The organism is Geobacter sp. (assembly GCF_027327745.1).
GTDB lineage: Bacteria > Desulfobacterota > Desulfuromonadia > Geobacterales > Geobacteraceae > Geobacter.
On the sequence record NZ_DAHVYG010000021.1, the window covers coordinates 14,513 to 32,101 of the forward strand.

17 protein-coding genes are annotated in these 17,589 nt (G+C 65.1%); 15 read left to right on the forward strand and 2 right to left on the reverse strand.

Features of this window, described 5'->3' with window-relative positions:
• The first annotated feature begins 74 nt into the window (after positions 1–74).
• The 15 genes from M6689_RS03740 (at position 75) to M6689_RS03810 (ending at position 15,869) form a co-directional block, all read left to right on the forward strand.
• Positions 75–707, forward strand: a complete 633-nt coding sequence (locus M6689_RS03740) for a TetR/AcrR family transcriptional regulator (RefSeq protein ID WP_298267996.1) — start codon at positions 75–77, stop codon at positions 705–707.
• 140 nt (positions 708–847) lie between these two features.
• A complete protein-coding gene (locus M6689_RS03745) occupies positions 848–2,059 on the forward strand; it encodes a hypothetical protein (RefSeq protein ID WP_298267998.1) in 1,212 nt (403 codons plus the stop codon).
• 15 nt (positions 2,060–2,074) lie between these two features.
• Positions 2,075–2,752, forward strand: coding sequence for a cytochrome C (locus tag M6689_RS03750; protein WP_298268000.1), 678 nt, complete (start codon positions 2,075–2,077; stop codon positions 2,750–2,752).
• Between the two features lie 30 nt (positions 2,753–2,782).
• Positions 2,783–4,258 carry a cytochrome c3 family protein gene (locus M6689_RS03755; RefSeq protein WP_298268003.1) on the forward strand — a complete coding sequence of 492 codons (1,476 nt, stop codon included), beginning with the start codon at positions 2,783–2,785 and terminating at the stop codon, positions 4,256–4,258.
• 148 nt (positions 4,259–4,406) lie between these two features.
• On the forward strand, positions 4,407–5,054 hold the full coding sequence (locus tag M6689_RS03760) for a DUF4143 domain-containing protein (protein WP_298268112.1): 648 nt from the start codon (positions 4,407–4,409) through the stop codon (positions 5,052–5,054).
• A gap of 176 nt (positions 5,055–5,230) precedes the next feature.
• The gene (locus tag M6689_RS03765) at positions 5,231–6,523 is read left to right on the forward strand and encodes a hypothetical protein (protein ID WP_298268005.1); all 1,293 of its coding nucleotides are present in this window, start codon (positions 5,231–5,233) and stop codon (positions 6,521–6,523) included.
• Complete coding sequence (locus tag M6689_RS03770; protein ID WP_298268006.1) at positions 6,520–6,993, forward strand: cytochrome C; 474 nt, start codon at positions 6,520–6,522, stop codon at positions 6,991–6,993. The genes M6689_RS03765 and M6689_RS03770 overlap by 4 nt, the downstream gene beginning before the upstream one ends.
• A 10-nt stretch (positions 6,994–7,003) precedes the next feature.
• Positions 7,004–9,079: a CxxxxCH/CxxCH domain-containing protein gene (locus M6689_RS03775; RefSeq protein WP_298268008.1), complete on the forward strand. Its 2,076-nt coding sequence runs from the start codon at positions 7,004–7,006 to the stop codon at positions 9,077–9,079.
• Positions 9,080–9,186: 107 nt separating this feature from the next.
• A complete protein-coding gene (gene msrP, locus M6689_RS03780; RefSeq protein WP_298268010.1) occupies positions 9,187–10,167 on the forward strand; it encodes a protein-methionine-sulfoxide reductase catalytic subunit MsrP in 981 nt (326 codons plus the stop codon).
• Between the two features lie 85 nt (positions 10,168–10,252).
• A complete protein-coding gene (hoxE, locus tag M6689_RS03785) occupies positions 10,253–10,834 on the forward strand; it encodes a bidirectional hydrogenase complex protein HoxE (protein ID WP_298268012.1) in 582 nt (193 codons plus the stop codon).
• Positions 10,831–12,540, forward strand: a complete 1,710-nt coding sequence (locus tag M6689_RS03790) for a NuoF family protein (protein WP_298268014.1) — start codon at positions 10,831–10,833, stop codon at positions 12,538–12,540. Before hoxE ends, M6689_RS03790 begins: the two co-directional genes overlap by 4 nt.
• Positions 12,540–13,256: a bidirectional hydrogenase complex protein HoxU gene (gene hoxU / locus M6689_RS03795; protein ID WP_298268016.1), complete on the forward strand. Its 717-nt coding sequence runs from the start codon at positions 12,540–12,542 to the stop codon at positions 13,254–13,256. The genes M6689_RS03790 and hoxU overlap by 1 nt, the downstream gene beginning before the upstream one ends.
• Before the next feature lie 4 nt (positions 13,257–13,260).
• On the forward strand, positions 13,261–13,815 hold the full coding sequence (locus M6689_RS03800) for an NADP oxidoreductase (RefSeq protein ID WP_298268019.1): 555 nt from the start codon (positions 13,261–13,263) through the stop codon (positions 13,813–13,815).
• Between the two features lie 15 nt (positions 13,816–13,830).
• Positions 13,831–15,312 (forward strand): Ni/Fe hydrogenase subunit alpha, encoded by a 1,482-nt coding sequence (locus tag M6689_RS03805; RefSeq protein WP_298268021.1) that lies wholly within the window; start codon positions 13,831–13,833, stop codon positions 15,310–15,312.
• A gap of 83 nt (positions 15,313–15,395) precedes the next feature.
• Positions 15,396–15,869, forward strand: coding sequence for a hydrogenase (locus M6689_RS03810; protein ID WP_366949723.1), 474 nt, complete (start codon positions 15,396–15,398; stop codon positions 15,867–15,869).
• Here the strand turns inward: M6689_RS03810 and sfsA are convergent.
• Together sfsA and M6689_RS03820 are read right to left on the reverse strand one after the other, a co-directional pair.
• Entirely contained in the window at positions 15,829–16,530 is a 702-nt protein-coding gene (gene sfsA, locus M6689_RS03815) for a DNA/RNA nuclease SfsA (protein ID WP_298268024.1), read from the reverse strand. The two genes, M6689_RS03810 and sfsA, sit on opposite strands and share 41 nt — an antisense overlap.
• A gap of 29 nt (positions 16,531–16,559) precedes the next feature.
• Positions 16,560–17,447: an ATP-binding protein gene (locus tag M6689_RS03820; protein WP_298268027.1), complete on the reverse strand. Its 888-nt coding sequence runs from the start codon at positions 17,445–17,447 to the stop codon at positions 16,560–16,562.
• Between the last annotated feature and the right edge of the window lie 142 nt (positions 17,448–17,589).

Here is a 17,589-nt window from a genome sequence, read left to right on the forward strand (position 1 = left end):
CGCACGCGTGCGCGGATTTTTTTGGCTGCCGGTGTAAGTAAGCGCTTACATCAGTTGCCCGGCGGAGGCTGCTGATGACAGGTGGCAAGGTGAAAAAGTCACTCGGCCCGTATGATTCCACCCACGAGAGGATTCTGGAGACTGCCCTGGGCCTCTTCTCCACCAAGGGGTACCAGGGGGCGTCGACCCGGGAGATTGCCCAGGAGGCAGGCGTTGCCGAGGTGACCCTTTTCCGGCACTTCCCCTCGAAAGAAAGACTCCTCCAGGAAGTTCTCTCCCGCTTTTCGGTCCTGCCGTCACTCAAGGCGTATATCCCGGCGGCACTGGAACTGCCATACGAAGAAGCCCTTACCGGGATGGCGGACCACCTGTTCGATACCCTGGTCCAGATCAAGGACTGGGTCAGGGTCATGCAGGCCGAGGTGCAGCGCTCGCCGGAGAAGCTCCTGACGGTTTTTCACGGTTTCATCGACGATCTCTTCGATACGTACGCCTCGTTTTTCCGGGAGTTGCAGCAGCGGGGCAACCTTGGCGATTTCGATCCCGAATACGCCGCCCGGGCGTTTCACGGGATCGTTTTCTGCTACTTCAGCATCGAAGAGCTCCTGCACCGCAAGCAGTACAAGGCGAACGACCGGGGGGAGGCGATCCGTCAGTTCATGAGGATCTTCGCCCTCGGCACGGTCAGCCGGCCGGCCGATAGATAAGACGGGTTTCCCCCGCGGCACCGGCCACGGGCACATCTACACGTGATCCACGGAAGGGGGTGAAGTGGCGGCAACGGCCGCGAGCACGGATTCGAGCAGTCTCGTCTGATTTTTCATCTGAAGGAAAGGGGGTCCACTGAATGGGAATCAAAGGGTTCACACGGTTGCTTCTGCTGGCATCCGCCCTGTCGGCATCGAGCGGCTGGGGGGCGGAGATCCATGGCAGAAGCTCAACCCAGCTCCTCTGGTTCAACAACTACTTCAACGACAGGAGGCAGGTTGAACTCGGGGAGTACCTGCGTCTGTCGGTGACGAACCTGGACAAGGAGGGGAAGGCGTCCCTCTACGGTTACGGCCGGGTGACGCAAGACCTCAACAACGGCGACGGGTTCAACTCCCGGCTCTACTACCTCTACGGCGAGTACCGGGATCTCTGGAACAAGGTTGACATCCGGCTGGGGCGGCAGTTCATCAACCAGTCGGCAGGGTCCGCCATCGTCGACGGCGGGCAGATCGACCTCAAGAACGTAGGTCCCGTCGGCCTCTCGGTCTACGGCGGGCGCAACGTCATCTTCGGTTTGGACCACGAGGCGGGCCACGGGGGCGATCTCGCCTTTGGCGCCGCCGCCTACCTGCAGGGGTTCAAGGACACCGACCTCGAGCTGAGCTGGTTCCGCAAGTGGGACCGGTGGGACATCGCCCGCGACACCCTCGGGGCGAGCTTCAAGCAGTACCTGTTCAACAACGTGCGGCTGTACGGCAATACCCGGTACGATCTGGTCTCCGAGACCTTCAGCGAGGTGCTGGCCGGGGTGAAGTACTACCCCTGGAGCAACCTGATCTTCACCGGCGAGTGGTACCAGAGCTATCCGACCTTCGACACCACCTCGATCTACTCGGTCTTCGCCGTTGACCGTTACCAGGAGGCCGTCTTCCGCGCCGACTACACCATCAACGACAGGATCGCCGTCAACGGCGGCTACACCTCCCAGTGGTTCGAAGAGGGGGGGCGTGGCCACATCTATCATCTGGGGTGCAGCGTGCGGCCGGTGGAGCCGCTGCAGCTCAATGTCGAGTATGACAACAACCAGGGATACAACGGCAAGACCAACGGCGTTCTGGTCGATGCATACTATGACGTAACCCGGGCGCTGCAGCTGGCCGGCGGTTTCGGCTACGACGTCTACAAGCGCGACGTCATGAACAACGACGAGATTGCCCGCACCTACTGGCTCGGCGGCAAGTACCGGCTGAGCAAGGGCATGGCCACCTCGCTGCGCGTCGAAAACAACGTGAATGCCCAATACGAGAGCGATACTCAAGGGCGCTTCGTCTTTGACTACGACTTCTAGAAAGGGGGGAAATCCGTGAAAAAATGGTTTATCGCACTCCTGCTCCTGGCGGCGTCGACCTTCTCGGTCCAGATGGCCCTGGCCGACAAGGTGGCGCACAAGGAGTACGCCTCGACCCCCATCGCCGACTGCAACTCGTGCCACAAGGAAGAGGGGGTCGCCCCGAACCACGACGCCGACTGGGTCCGGGGCCACCGGGTCCTGGCCAGCAAGGCGGGTAGCAACTGCGCCCAGTGCCACGTCCAGCAGTTCTGCCTCGACTGCCACCAGGGAGGCGGAATCGACGCCAAGCTGTCGACCCGCAACTACCAGCGCGACTACGTCCCCAAGAGCCACCGGACGGATTTCATCATGATCCATCCGATCAAGGCCCTGGACAATCCCCAGACCTGCACCCGCTGCCACGAGCCTTCCTACTGCAACGAATGCCACAGCCGCTACCCGAAGGGGGCGCTACGGATCAAGTCGCACCTGGGAGGACAGACCTTCATCTGGAACAGCGAACACGCCGCCGAGGCCCGCAGGAACCTCCAGTCCTGCCAGACCTGCCACCCGGACGGGGACGTCTGCATCAAATGTCACGGCACCACGGCGAAAGGTGGGTCGGGGATCAATCCGCACCCGAGGAACTTCAAGGGTGACAACCTGATCCGCAGAAGCGACCGCTCCTGTCGCAAGTGTCACAACCTCTAACACCACTAACCATCAAAGGAGGAAAGCAGCATGAATTTGCGCAACCAAACCGTACTCCTGCTGGGCGCCACCGCACTGTTTGCCCTTGCCGGCTGCGGCAGCAGCAATCGCGAGAGCGCCATTGACCAGCAGACCGCTTCATTCCAGGCCTCGGCCGGGTGTATAAGCTGCCATGCCGGAAACAAAACCTCCCCTGTCACGGGGGCACAGATCACCGACGAGTGGCAGAAGTCGGCCCACAATACTAAGAACGGGGCAGCCTGTGCCGACTGCCATACCAACAGCGGTCACCCGAACGGCGGGAGCATCGTGAAGGCCGTCCAGGATACGCAGTGTGCCACCTGCCATACCACCGTCAAGCTCGGCTCGCCGCACTTTGCCAATTACACCACGAGCCTCGCTTCGCAGTACGTAAGCCAGAGCGACGCCGCGGGCGTTCAGTGCCGCCAGTGCCACAACCCCCACGACACCACCTCCCTGATCCAGTACAACAAGGATTGGGCCGACTCCGGCCACGGCAGCACCACCTACGTCCCGGGCAACGCCAACGCCAGCAGCGTCAACTCCCACTATGCATGGACCACGTCGAGCCGCGACGCCTGCTCCAAATGTCACACCACCACCGGCTACAAGAATTTCACCAACGGCAATGCCGCACCGTACATGAGCAACAACAAGAAGAACGAGACCATCATGTGCTCGGCCTGCCACCAGGATTACAGCTGGAAGCGTCGCAACATCGGCGCCCAGACCCTCGAGTACACTTACAATGCCGCGCCCATCACGCTTCCGGATGCCAAGGACTCCAACCTCTGCCTCGTCTGTCACAGCGGTCGCGGCAACGGGCAGTCCGCCAGGTCTTCGCGTTTTGCCGGTCACCACGCACCGACCGGTGCGGACCTGTTCGCGGAATACACCCACCTCGGCTACGAGTTTGCCGGTCTTGACTACACCAAGAAGTCATACTTCGAGCATGACACCATCGGCATGACCGACGGCTCTGGTCCGTGCGTCAGCTGCCACATGAAGGCGGCGAACAGCCACACCTTCGACGTCGTCACGAAAGATGCCAACGGTGTGATCACCGCCATCAAGTCCCAGGCGGTCTGCGATTCCTGCCACAGCGGCAGTTACGCCATGACGGCTGCGAAGCTTGAGGAAGAGTCTGCCGGCTATCAGGAAGCGGGCACCATCCTCAAGGCCTATCTGGCCAATACGATCGTGAACTACAAGAATGCGGCCATCGTATATTCTTCCAACCCTGCCACGATGTCTGACAATGAGTACGGGGCATACCAGAACTCGCTCTTCCCGTCGGAAGACCCCGGCGGATATGCCCACAACCGTTACTACGTCAAGCGCCTGATCTTCGACTCCATCGACTTCCTGGATAACAGCACGTTCGACGGCACGATCACCATCGATGCCACGACCTATCCGAATGCCGCCGCCTGGTTCGGGGCGCCTGCCGGCACGACGGGCAACTACACGGCTACCCGCCCCTAGTGTCACCGCAACTGGAAGTGCAGCACCCAAAAGCCCCCGCCTCGGCGGGGGCTTTTCCTTTTTCACGACCGCCTGTAGTTGTTAGGGGAGCATCACAGAAAAGCCATTTGAAGCACAAGCAACTGATCGTAACATCCTCTACCAGGATATCGCCCCCCGTTTCGGCGTGAAAAAAGCCCAGGAGCTTGAAAATCTCTTTTTTTATCTGACCTCAAACGTGGCGTCCCTCTATACGTTCAATCGTTTGTCGGCGCTTGTGGGGCTTGCCGACAAGACGGTGAAGGAGTACCTCGCGTATTTTGCCGATGCCTATCTTCTCTTTACCCTCGATTCCTTTGATTTTTCAGTGAAAGAGCAGATCAAGAGCCCGAAGAAAGTCTATGCAATCGATACTGGCATGGCTGTGGCAACGGCTTTCGGCTTTTCGGAAAACATCGGCCATTATCTGGAGAATCTGGTCTATCTTGCCTTGAGGCGCCAGGGACGCGAGGTCTACTACTACAAGACTGTCACCGGCCTCGAGGTTGATTTCGCATGCCGGGAGAAAGGGCGGCTTACCGAACTCATCCAGGTGGCAAGGGACCTGAGGGGCGAGAATGCGAGAAACCGCGAACTCAAAGCCCTTTTCAGAGCCCTTGAGGAGTCGGGATTGGAAACGGGTACGATAGTTACCTATGAAGATGAGGATGAAATCAGTGAAGGGGGAAGAACGGTACGCGTGGTCCCTGCGTACCGCTATCTCTGCGACGTTGAAGTGCCGTCGAATGCTCCCGCCGCACGGGCGAAAGTCCCTTAAGAACATAGTCGTCATCTCCCGACGCAGGGATTCCGACCGCCACTTTTGCATGAGAAAATGCACAGCTTCGTTTGACAAGAGATTCTTTACCTCTACACTTTTTTTCAATCGGGCAGTCGGATTCAAACGCCATTTTGCGCTGTTCCCCGAGTCAACCTCACTACTAGGAGCGTGCCATGAAACACAAGCTGCGGCTCATGACCCTGGCGTTCGCCTCCCTTCCGTCGCTGGCGGCGGCGGCCGACCTCGGTATCGACGCCACCTCCCTGATCCGCCTGGAGGAACGGAGCGTCCCCGGGTTCAAGGACGAGAACGTCGTCCCGGCCACCCAGTTCCTCGGCGTCGACCTCGACAAGTTGGGTGACGGCAACCTCTCGTTCCATCTCCATGGCTGGGGGCGGGTGGATCTGGCCCATCGCAGCACCGACGAAGGGACGACGGACGGCGACCTCTCCTATGCCTACCTCGCCTACCGCTTCCCGAAGGCGGACGGCCTGATCCGTCTCGGCCGGTTCTACGTCTACGAAGGGATAGCGGCCGAGCAGCTGGACGGGGTAAGCGTGCGGGGGGACCTGGCGAAGGGATTCACCGCGTCGCTCTTCGGGGGAGCGCCGGTTCGCCTGGACATTACTGACAGGAACAAGGGAGACTATGTGGTCGGCGGGAGGGTCGGTTTCCGCGTCCCCGGCATCCTGGAGATCGGGGCGTCGGCGCTGCGGGAGGGGAACACCGACACCGGCCAGACCGCCGATCTCAAGAATTACCGGCAGCTGGTGGGTGGGGATATCTGGCTCGCCCCCTTCCGGATGATCGAGGTGCGGGGGCATTCCAGCTATAATACCGCCACCGACGGTTTCGCCGAGCACTCCTACTTGGTCCTGTTCCAGCCGCTCAAGGACCTGTCGATCTCGGCCGAATACAACGACTACCGACTGAAGGACTACTTCGCCTCCACCAATCTTCGCTCCCTCTTCAACCCCGACAAGGGAGAGACCCTCCGCAGTTACGGCGGGAGCGTAACCTACGTGATCGCCAAGCCGGTGGAGGTGAGCGCCGACTACAAGCGGATCAACTATCACGGCGACAGCCATGGCAACACCCATCGCTACGGCGGCGAGGTGCGGCTTACCCTGGCCGACCGGAAAGTCCGGGCGGGGGTCTCCTACCACCGGGCCGACAGCAGCAGGGCCGACGTCAACTCGTACCACGAGGTGCGGGGGTGGGGGCTTTACGACGCCACGGCGTACTTTGCGAGCCTCGACGCCATCGCCCATTTCTACCGCCAGTCCATTGACACGAGGAGCCACGATTACGAGTTCGTCGGCTCCGCCGGCTACCGGATTCTTCCGAACCTCGCCCTTTCGGGGGACATCGCCTATGGCCGCAATCCCCGCCTCGATTCCGAATTGCGGGGGGTCGTGAGGCTCACCTGGAACTTTACCTCCACAAGCAAAGGAGCGGCAAAATGAGACGGATCAAGCTCTTGAGTCTATGCGCAGCGTTTGTGGGTGCGATGGCCCTGACCGCCTGCACCCATGTGATATCCCAGGAGACGAGCCTGCCGTCGTCGCATCCCGAGGCCCTGGGGGAGGGACGTGTCGACTGCTCCGAGTGCCACGAGGACAAGATCAAGGGGGTCCTCAAGCCCTATGCCTCCTTCAGTCACACCCCGGTCTTCGTCAAAAACCACCGCTTCTATGCCGGGGAGGACGGCCGGCTCTGCGGCGTCTGCCACAAGCCTTCCTTCTGCACCGACTGCCACGCCAACGAGCTTGAGATAAAGCCGTCGATCAGGTACGGCAACCGGCCGGACCGGGAGCTCGTCCACCGGGGCGACTACCTGACGCGGCACCGGATCGACGGGAAGATCGACCCGACCAGCTGCTTCAAGTGCCACGGCAGGACCAATAACGAACAGTGCGTTGCATGCCACCGGTAGGAGGGAACCAATGAAACGACTTGCGAGCGTCATTCTTCTCCTCGCTGCCGGGGCCGTGTTCTGGGGATGTTCCAGCAGCAACGACAACTCACCCCTGTTCGATCCGGTCACCGGCAAGCATCCCGCCAACTGGATCGAGAGCCACTGGCTCGAATTCCGGAAGAACAACGACCAGTGCGTGCAGTGCCACGGTTCGTTCACCGTCAGTGCCCAGTCGGGCGGAATCTCGGGGGTGAGCTGCTTCTCCGCCAATATCGGGGCGCAGATCTGTCACGTCGACGGTCCGGCAGGGCACCCCGTCGGATGGGGGGCCGCTTCCCAGCACGGGCGCAGCGGCGCCATGGCGGCACCTGCGGTATCCGCGGGGTTTGCCTATTGCAGCCGCTGTCACGGTTCGCTGTACAGCAACGGGGCGGCCCGCTCCTGCCTCTCGTGCCATACCCGGGCTCCCCACCCCGATGCCCCGTGGCACGGGACGACCGCATCGGGAACGAACCATGTCTTCACCGACCCGGGGAATGCCCCCGAATGCGCCAAGTGCCACCTGAACGGCGCGAACTCGGCGATCCAGCCGACAACCCCGGCCCCGGCCGGGACCGCGCCCGGCTGTTTCAACAGCACCCTCTGCCATGGTACCGACGTTTCGCACCCGACCGGATGGAGCGATCCGAACAGCCCGAACTTCCACGGTCCGACCGCCAAGGCCGCCAGTTCCCCATCGGGCGGATTCGGCTACTGCCAGAGGTGCCACGGGACCAATTACCAGGGGGTGGGGGCGGCCGTGAGCTGCTTCTCCGCCAGCGTCGGGGCCTTCACCTGCCATAACGGCGGCCAGCCGGCCGTCACCCCCCATTCGCCGGCGCCGTGGCATGGGACCCATACCCACACCAATACCGACACCACCAACGCCATTTTCTGCGCCGCCTGCCACACCAACGGCGCCAACTCCACCCGGCAGCCCGCAACGCCGGCAGCGCCGGGGACTCCCGCCGGCTGTTTCAACAACACCCTCTGCCACGCCAACGACGTGTCGCCGCCGCACCCGGTCGGCGGGCTCTATCTGCCGGCTTCGCAGCACGGCGCCGACGCCATCAACAAGAACAACAACGGCAAGGGCCTCAATACCTGCCAACCCTGCCACGCCACTCCCTCAACCGGCGCAAATCCGCGCTTCAACGTGCCCCGTGGCGCCACCCTCACCGCCGGCTGCGAAACCTGTCATACGGCGCTGACGGCCCACCCGACCCCGTGGCTCGTCGGGCGGGGGACGACCCAGGGGGCCACCAACCAGCTCCGTCATTCGGCCCTCGCGTCTCTCGCCACGGCCGGCACGGCGGTCACCAACTACTGCACCCTCTGCCACGGCGCGAACCTGGATGGCGCCGGCGGCGTCGCCCCCTCCTGCGTTTCCGGCACCACCCGCCTCAACATCGCCGGGGTGGGGGCGGTCTGCCACTTCAACGCCGTTGCCGTGAAGGATGTGAGCACCGGCCTCTTCAATATCCAGACGGGGTGCGTGTCGTGCCACGGCAATCCGCCGGTCGGCACCTCCTACCCGAACCGGGACTTCCAGCACGGTGAACACCAGTTCCTCAACGTATCCTGCGCTACCTGTCACAGCGGCGCCGGTTACGCGACCGCCCTGCACGCCAACGGGACGGCGAACGTGGTGCTCTCCGCCACCTTCCAGGCGAAGAGCGGGGGGGTTGCATCGTACAACGCGACGACCGGAGCCTGCAGCAACGTCAGCTGCCACGGCGGGCAGGTGACCCCGCCCTGGCCGACCGGGGTCATCAACGTGAGCACCGACTGCCTCTTGTGCCACGCCTACGGCACGACCCAGTACAACAGCCCCTCCTCGGGACCGTTGACGCACCACGGCTTATTCACCACCACCTGCACCGAATGCCACGACACGACGAAGCTGGCCGTGAACCACTTCACCAACCTCCAGACGACGGCCATGGAGGGGCCGGCATCGGGGACGATCTCCGATGCCCTGAACTACGATCCGGCGACACGGACCTGTCTCTTCACCTGCCACATCGGCAATCAGGTCCATGACCGATCCATGGTCTGGCAGTAACGGACGGACATCTTTCGGATGCCGAGCAAAGGGAAAGGCGAGTTCTTCTCGCCTTTCCCTTTTTGACGGGTCGCCCCGGATGTAATTGGCGACGGGAGAGGAGCGTCATGGGCAAGAATCCGCGTTTCACCCTCCCTTTCAGCGAACTCACCCCCGAGGAGGTCTTCCGGAACCGCCGCACCTTCCTCAAGGCCCTCGGCTTCGCCGGGCTCAATGCCTGGCCGCTCCTGAACGCCTGCACCAACTTCGCGGCGGAGCGGCGCGAGCTCGGCGGTACCCTCGTGAACCTGAAGACGCTGCCGGCGCGCCCGAATCCGGGGTACACCCTCGACCGACCCCTCACCGACCGGGTGGAGGCGGCGAAATACAACAACTTCTACGAATTCACCTCCGGCAAGAATGTCTGGAAATCGGTGGACCGCTTCCTCACCCGCCCGTGGCAGGTGGCGGTCACCGGCATGGTGAAGAAACCGCGGGTGTACGATGTCGAGGAGTTGATCCGCTCCATGCCGCTGGAGGAGCGGAGCTACCGTCACCGCTGCGTGGAGGCATGGGCCATGGCGGTCCCCTGGACCGGTTTCCCCCTGGCGGAACTGGTGCGGCGGGTGGAGCCCCTGGCCGGGGCGACCCATGTCCGGATGCTTTCGTTTCTTCGCAAGGATCAGGCCCCGAACCAGGGAGGGTTCTTCACCACGGACCTCTGGCCCTACCACGAGGGGCTGACCCTGGCCGAGGCGACCAACGAACTGGCGTTTTTCGCCGTGGGGGTTTACGGCAGGGAACTCCCGAAGCAGCACGGGGCGCCGATCCGCCTCGTCACCCCCTGGAAGTACGGCTTCAAGGGGATCAAGTCCATCGTCGAGATCAGTTTCACCGATCGCCAGCCCCCCACCTTCTGGAGCAGCCTGGAGCCGGACGAGTACGGCTTCTGGGCCAACGTGAACCCGGAGGTGGACCACCCCCGCTGGTCCCAGAAAACCGAACGGATGCTCGGCACCGGCGAGCGTCGGCCGACGGTGATCTTCAACGGCTACGGCGAGTACGTCGCCCACCTCTACCGGCCGCCGCGGCGGGAGTACTTTTACTGACCTCTCTTGCCCGTAGCCCATTGCCCTTAGCCTGTCTTATCTGTTAAGATTTCCCGATTCATTTCACCACTTCAGGGAGCAGAGCGTGCGCCACGCAGACAAGCAGTCCGACAGCAGCCTGAGCCCCGCCCTCGCCTCCGATCCCCGCTTCACCGCGGTGGAGCGGACCCTCAAGCAGTACCAGTACCGCCCGGATGCCCTGATCGAGGTGCTTCACGTGGCCCAGGAGGCCTTCGGCTTCCTGAGCGACGAGTTGATGGACCATGTGGCCCGGCAGCTGAAGGTTCCCCTGAGCCGGGTCTACGGCGTGGCCACCTTCTACCATTTCTTCTCCCTGGAGCCCCGGGGCGAGCACTCCTGCGTCGTCTGCACCGGCACCGCCTGCTACGTGAAGCGTTCCGGCGAGATCGTGAAAAGGCTCGAAGGGGAGTTCGACGTGAAGGGGGGGAATACCACCGCCGACGGGAAGCTGACCCTCTCCACCGTCCGCTGTCTCGGTAGCTGCGGCCTGGCGCCGGTGGTGGTCCTGGACGGCGAGATCGCCGGCCGCAGCACCCCCGACTCGGCCGCCGCTGCCGCCCACCGCCTCATCGCGGAGGGGAAGCCGGAGAAGAAGCCAGTGGCCGAACGCCCCCGCCGCCGGGGGAGAAGGGGAGGGACGCCGTGATCCCGGCCGACCTGAGGGTCATGGCGGAACAGGAGCGGGAACGCCAGGAGGGGTTCCGGTGCCGGATCCTGGTCTGCGCCGGCACCCCCTGTCTTTCCGCCGGGGCTGACGCGGTGCTGGAGACCCTTCGCCAAGGGGTCGCGGAGGGGGGGCTCGACGCGGAGATCGAACCGGTCGCCTCCGGATGCATGGGGCCCTGCAGCCGGGGTCCCCTGGTCAAGGTCCGCTCCAGGGGAAAGGAAGTCATCTACGAGCGGGTCACCCCCGAGTCTGCCCGCCAGATCCTCTTCTCCGTCGTCAAGGGGCGCAAGCCGCCGACGGTTTCCCCCCTCCCTCCCGACTTTCCGTTTCTTGCCCGCCAGGAGCGGGTGGTCCTCGCCAACAGCGGCGCCATCAACCCCGAACGGATCGAGGAGTACGTGGCGGCCGGCGGCTACGGGGCGCTCTCCCACGCCCTCCACGAGATGACCCCCGACGACGTCTGCCGCGAGGTTTCGCTCTCCGGCCTGCGGGGGCGGGGAGGGGCCGGCTATCCGACCGGGGTCAAGTGGAGCCTGGCGCGCAAGGCCCCCGGCGAACGGAAGTACGTGGTGGCCAACGGCGACGAGGGGGACCCCGGCGCCTACATGGACCGTTCCATCATGGAGTCGGACCCTCACCGGGTCCTGGAGGGGATGGCGCTTGCCGGCTATGCCATCGGCGCCGAGCAGGGGTTCGTCTACGTCCGGGGGGAGTATCACCTGGCGGGGCGGCGGCTGGAGGGGGCGATCCGCGATGCCGAGCGCAAGGGGCTCCTCGGTAGCCGCGTTCTCGGGAGCAACTTCAACTTCCGGATCGACATCCGCACCGGTGCCGGCGCCTTCGTCTGCGGCGAGGAGACGTCGCTTATGGCCTCCATCATGGGGAAGCGGGGGCAGCCGTGGAACCGTCCTCCCTATCCGGCCCAGAAGGGGCTCTGGGGGAATCCGACCCTCATCAACAACGTGGAGACCTTTGCCGCCGTCCCGGCCGTCGTCGGGCGGGGGGCCGAGTGGTTCGCCGCCATCGGGACCCCCAAGAGCAGGGGAACCAAGGTCTATGCCCTCTGCGGCCAGGTGGAGATCGCCGGCCTCATCGAGGTCCCCATGGGGACCACCCTGCGGGAGGTGGTCTTTGAGATCGGCGGCGGCATCCCGTCGGGGAAGCGGTTCAAGGCGGCCCAGTCGGGGGGACCGTCGGGGGGATGCATCCCGGCCGCGTTCCTCGACACCCCCCTCGATTACGAGAGCATGGAGCGGCTCGGCACCATCATGGGGTCGGGGGGACTGATCATCATGGACGAGACGAGCTGCATGCCCGACGTGGCGTCGTTTTTCCTCGATTTCTGCCGGGACGAGAGTTGCGGCAAGTGCGCCCCGTGCCGGGTCGGGACGGTGGAGATGCACCGGCTGCTGCGCCGGATCACCAGCGGCACCGCCACCATGGACGACCTGGCGAAGCTGGAGGAGCTCTGCGAGCTGGTCGGCACCACGAGCCTCTGCGGCCTCGGCATGACCGCCCCCAACCCGGTGCTGAGCACCCTGCGCTACTTCCGCGACGAGTACGCGGACCACATCCGCCAGCGCCGCTGCGCCGCCGGGGTCTGCGCCATGGCGGAGAGCCCGGCCCCCGGCGCCGGGGGAGAGGCGCTGCTGCACGCCATGGGCGTTCCCGGGGAGGTGGAGTGATGCCGGTCATAACGCTGACGATCAACGACGAACTGGTGAGCGGCCGGCGGGGGGAGTCGCTCCTGGAGGTGATCCGGGAGCACGGCATAACGCTTCCGACCCTCTGCCACATGGAGGGGCTCAGCGAGCGGGGTGGGTGCCGGCTCTGCATCGTGGAGGTGGAGGGGAGCCCCCGCCCCGTGACCGCCTGCACCACCACGGCCCGGGAGGGGATGGTGATCCGGACCCACACCACGCGCCTCATCCGCTACCGCCGGATGATCGTGGAGCTGCTCCTGGCCGAGCGTAACCACTACTGCGCGGTCTGCGTCTCCGTCGGGCACTGCGAGCTCCAGAACGTCGCCGCCTCCCTCGGGGTGGACCACGTCCGCTACGAGTACCTCTCGCCGCGGGTCACCATGGACCTCTCCCACGAGCGCTTCGGGATGGACCACAACCGCTGCATTCTCTGCACCCGCTGCGTGCGGGTCTGCGACGAGGTGGAGGGGGTCCGCACCTGGGACATCGCCCACCGGGGGGTGCGCAGCCGCATCATCGCCGACCTGAACTACCCCTGGGGGGAGAGCGAGACCTGCACCAGCTGCGGCAAGTGCGTCCAGGTCTGCCCCACCGGCGCCCTCTTCACCAAGGGGGCGACGGTGGGTGAGATGGTGAAGGACCCGGGGATGCTGCGGCGGGTGCTGGAAGGGCGCGACCGGAAGGAATGGGAAGGGTGAGGCGATGAACAAGGCAGGAACGACGGATAGGATCAGGTTCGCCACGGTCTGGCTCGGCGGCTGCTCCGGCTGCCACATGAGCTTTCTCGATCTGGACGAGCGGCTCGTGGAGCTTGCCGAGGCGGCGGAGCTGGTCTTCAGCCCCTTCGTCGACACCAAGGAGTTCCCGGAAGGGGTTGACGTGACCCTGGTGGAGGGGGCGGTCACCAACCGCGCCAACCTCGCCATGGCGGAGCGGGTGCGGGAGCGAAGCCGCATTGTGGTGAGCCTCGGCGACTGCGCCGTCACCGGCAACGTCACCAGCCTGCGCAACCTCTTCCCGGTGGAGGCGGTCCTTGCCCCTTTCCGCGCCGAAGACGGCCGGAGCGGGAAGGCGTTTCTCGATTACACGAGCATCCCGGAGCTCCTCCCCCGGGCCCTGCCGCTTCACCAGGTGATTCCGGTGGATGGCTACGTCCCCGGCTGCCCCCCCGATGCCGACCGGATCTGGGAGGCGGTTCGGGCGCTTTTGCGGGGCGAGCCGGTGGCCCTTGCCGAGTCGATGCGCACCTTCGGGTAGGAGAGAGTAACGTTCATGTCCCGCACCATCACCATCGATCCCGTGACCCGCATCGAGGGGCACGCCACCATCACCATCCGGCTCGACGACGCCGGCGACGTGGCCGACGCCCGGTTCCACGTCACCGAGTTCCGCGGCTTCGAGCAGTTCTGCGTCGGCCGGAGCATCTGGGAGATGCCCGGCATCACCGCCCGCATCTGCGGCATCTGCCCGGTGAGCCACTCCATCTCCGCCGCCCGGGCCGGCGACGCCATCCTCGGGGTGAGCATCCCCCCCGCCGCCGCACTGCTGCGCCGGATCGCCAACCTGGCCTCCCTCATCCAGAGCCACGCCCTGAGCTTCTTCCACCTCTCCGCCGCCGATCTCCTCATGGGGATGGCCGGGGAGCCGTCGCGACGCAATCTCATGGGGCTTCTGTCTAGCCGCCCCGAGGTGGCCCGCGGCGGGATCAGGCTGCGCCAGATCGGCCAGCGGATCGTGAGCCTGGTGGCGGGGGAGAGCATCCATCCCTCCTGGGCGGTCCCCGGCGGGGTCCGGGAACCGCTCAGCGCCGCGCACCGGGAGCAGATCGCCCTCCTCCTCCCCGACGGCTTCGCCATCGTCCGCTCGGCCCTCGGCCTCCTGGAAGAGATCTACGACCGCCATGGCGCCGAGATCAGCGCCTTCGGTGACTTCCCCTCCCTCTTCGCCGGCCTCGTCTCCGAGGTGGAGGGGGAGCTGGAGTACTACGACGGGGTGCTCCGTTTCGTGGATGCCGGTGGCACGGTGGTGGAGGAGCTCCCCCCCGCGCATTACGACCTCGCCATCGACGAGCGGGCCGAGCCGTGGAGCTACATGCTCTTCCCCTACTACCGGAGCCGGGTCGGGGAGGCGGATGGCGGGATGTTCCGGGTGGGGCCCCTGGCGCGCCTCAACATCTGCGACGCCGCCGGCACCCCCGAGGCGGAGCGCGAGCTGGTCCGCTTCCGCGACCTGCGGGGACAGGGGCGGACCGTCACCGGGAGCTTCCACTACCACCACGCGCGGCTGATCGAGATCCTCCACGCCCTGGAGCGGATCGGGGAGATGCTCGACGACCCGGAGCTCCTCGACCGCCACGTCCGGAGCGACGCCGGCATCAACCAGGAGCGGGGGGTCGGCTTCTGCGAGGCCCCCCGGGGCGTCCTCTTCCACGACTACGAGGTGGATGCCGACGGCGTCGTCCGGCGGTTGAACCTCCTCATCGCCACCGGCCAGAACAACCTGGCCATGAACCGCACCATCCGGCAGATCGCGGGGACGTTCATCAGGGGGGGGAAGTTCAGCGAGGGGATCCTGAACCGGATCGAGCACGGGATCCGCTGCTACGATCCGTGCCTCTCCTGCGCCACCCACGCCTACGGCCGGATGCCGCTCCGGGTCCTCCTCCTCGCCCCGGACGGAACGGTGCTCGACGAGGCGGCCCGGTCACCCCTCACCCGGCCTTCGGCCACCCTCTCCCCCGGGGAGAGGGTTTGATCTGTCCCCTCTCCCCGGGGGAGAGGGGCGGGGGTGAGGGGGAAAGGCGACATGCCATCGTACTTTTGATCGGATACGGGAACGTGCTGCGGCGTGATGACGGGGCCGGAGTGGCGCTGGCGGGTAGGGTGGCCCGCGGGGCGGGACCTGGAGTGAAGTTGATAGAGACGCAGCAGCTTCTCCCCGAGCTGGCCGAGGAGCTTGCCGCCCCCGGGGTGGCCGCCGCGATTTTCTGCGACGCCCGGCTTGCGGACGCCACGGACGGGGAACCGGTCCGCCTGAGCCGAATTTCGCCGGTCTGCGCAGGGAGCTCCCTTGGACACCATCTTGCCCCCGAAGAACTCCTGGCGCTTGCCGATGGTCTTTACGGCGCGGCTCCGCCGGCCTGGCTTGTGACGGTCGCAGGGCACGATTTCGGCCACGGGGAGGGGTTCAGTACGGAAGTCCGCCACGCCCTTGCCACGGCGGAACAGATGGTGGGCGTGCTGATTGCCGCTGAGAGTGGCGTGGAGCGTCCTATCCCCCCAGCACCACCGGCAGCCGCTCCACGAGCTTGATCTCCTCCGGGGTCACCAGCGCCCGGTAGGCGAGGGGCTCCACGCCGCGGGCCGCCGCCTGGCGCAAAAGCCGGCCGTACTCCGGGTCGATGGTGTCCGCCGGCGCCACCGCAGCGCCGTCTCCCCGCTGCACCACGAAGAAGATCACCCCCCGGTCCCCCTGCCTCACCACCTCCATCAACTCCCGCAGGTGCTTCTGCCCCCGCTCCGTGACGGAGTCGGGAAAGAGCGCCCGCTCCCCCTCCACCAGGGTCACATTCTTCACCTCCACCCAGCAGCGCCCCTTTTTCCCCTCCAGCAGGAGATCGATGCGGCTGCGGGTGCCGTAGGGGACCTCGGGGCGGATCGTCCCGTATCCCTGCAGTTCCGCGACGGTGCCGTCCTCGATCGCCTCCCGCACGAGGCGGTTCGGAAGGGCGGTGTTGATGCCGGCCCAGAAACCGCTGCTTTGGACCAGCTCCCAGGTGTAGGCGAGCTTGCGGGCGGGGTTGTCGCTGCGGGAGAGGTAGACCGGGCTGCCGGGGACGTTGCACCCCTTCATGCTCCCGGAGTTGGGGCAGTGGGCGGTGACGATGGTCCCGTCGTCAAGCTGCACGTCGGCGAGAAACCGCTGATAGCGGCGGATGAGCGTGCCGGGGTAGAGTCGGGCGGGGAGTTTCACGTTCGCTTGGCCTGATGCTTCACAAGAATTCACACGCGCGAGAGGAGGAACTGTCCCACCCAGTTCTTGGAGAACTGGAAGGCGGTCCGGCCACAGCGCTTGGTCTTGTCGTGGGACCACTTGATGGCGTCCTGCTCCAGTTCCTTCGTCCACGGGATTTCCACCTTGCGGTTGCGGGCCTCGCGTTCGACGCAGAGGCGCACCGCCTCGATGTAGCGGTCCTGGGTGAAGACGTGGAACGGGATCCAGAGGCCGAACCGGTCGGAGAGCGAGACCTTCTCCTCCGTCGCCTCGCTCTGCTGGAGCTCGCCGTTGACATACTTGCCCCCCAGTTTGTCGGTCTCGTACTCGGGGAGGAGGTGGCGGCGGTTGGAGGTGACGTAGATCAGGACGTTCTCGGGGGCCGAGTAGACCGAGCCGTCGAGGGCGCTCTTGAGCATCTTGTACCCCAGCTCCCCCACCTCGAAGGTGAGGTCGTCGCAGAGGAGGATGAAGCGGTACGGCTCGTTTTCCACCGCGGCGAAGATCTCGGAGAGGTAGATCAGGTCTTCCTTCTCCACCTGGATCACCCGGAGCCCCTCGGCGGCGTATTCGTTGAGGAGCGCCTTCACCAGCGACGACTTGCCGGTGCCCCGCGACCCCCACAGGAGGGCGTTGTTGGCCGGCAGCCCCTTCAGGAACTGGCGCGTGTTGTTGATCATGATCGCCTTCTGCTCCTCCACCCCGAGCAGCTCGTCGAGCGTGGTGGTGTCGGTCACCCGGACCGGTTCGAGGAAGCCGGAAAAGGAGTGGCGGCGCCAGTTGGCGGCGGAGCAGGAGGCCCAGTCGATCGGCTTGACCGCCCGGGGAAGGAGCATTTCGACGGAGCCGAGCACGCGCTCGAGCTGGGCGACGACTTCGGGTTTCAGGTTGATCATGGTTCTCTCTTTCTGTGAAATGTGAATGGGGGACGGGAGGCCGTCCGCCATAACTGTGATCGTGCTGTGAAGCCGGGGAGGAATGGGGGCGAGGCTTGCAGGGGGTGGAACGGGCGAGAATGGCACGGGCACCGAAATTGGC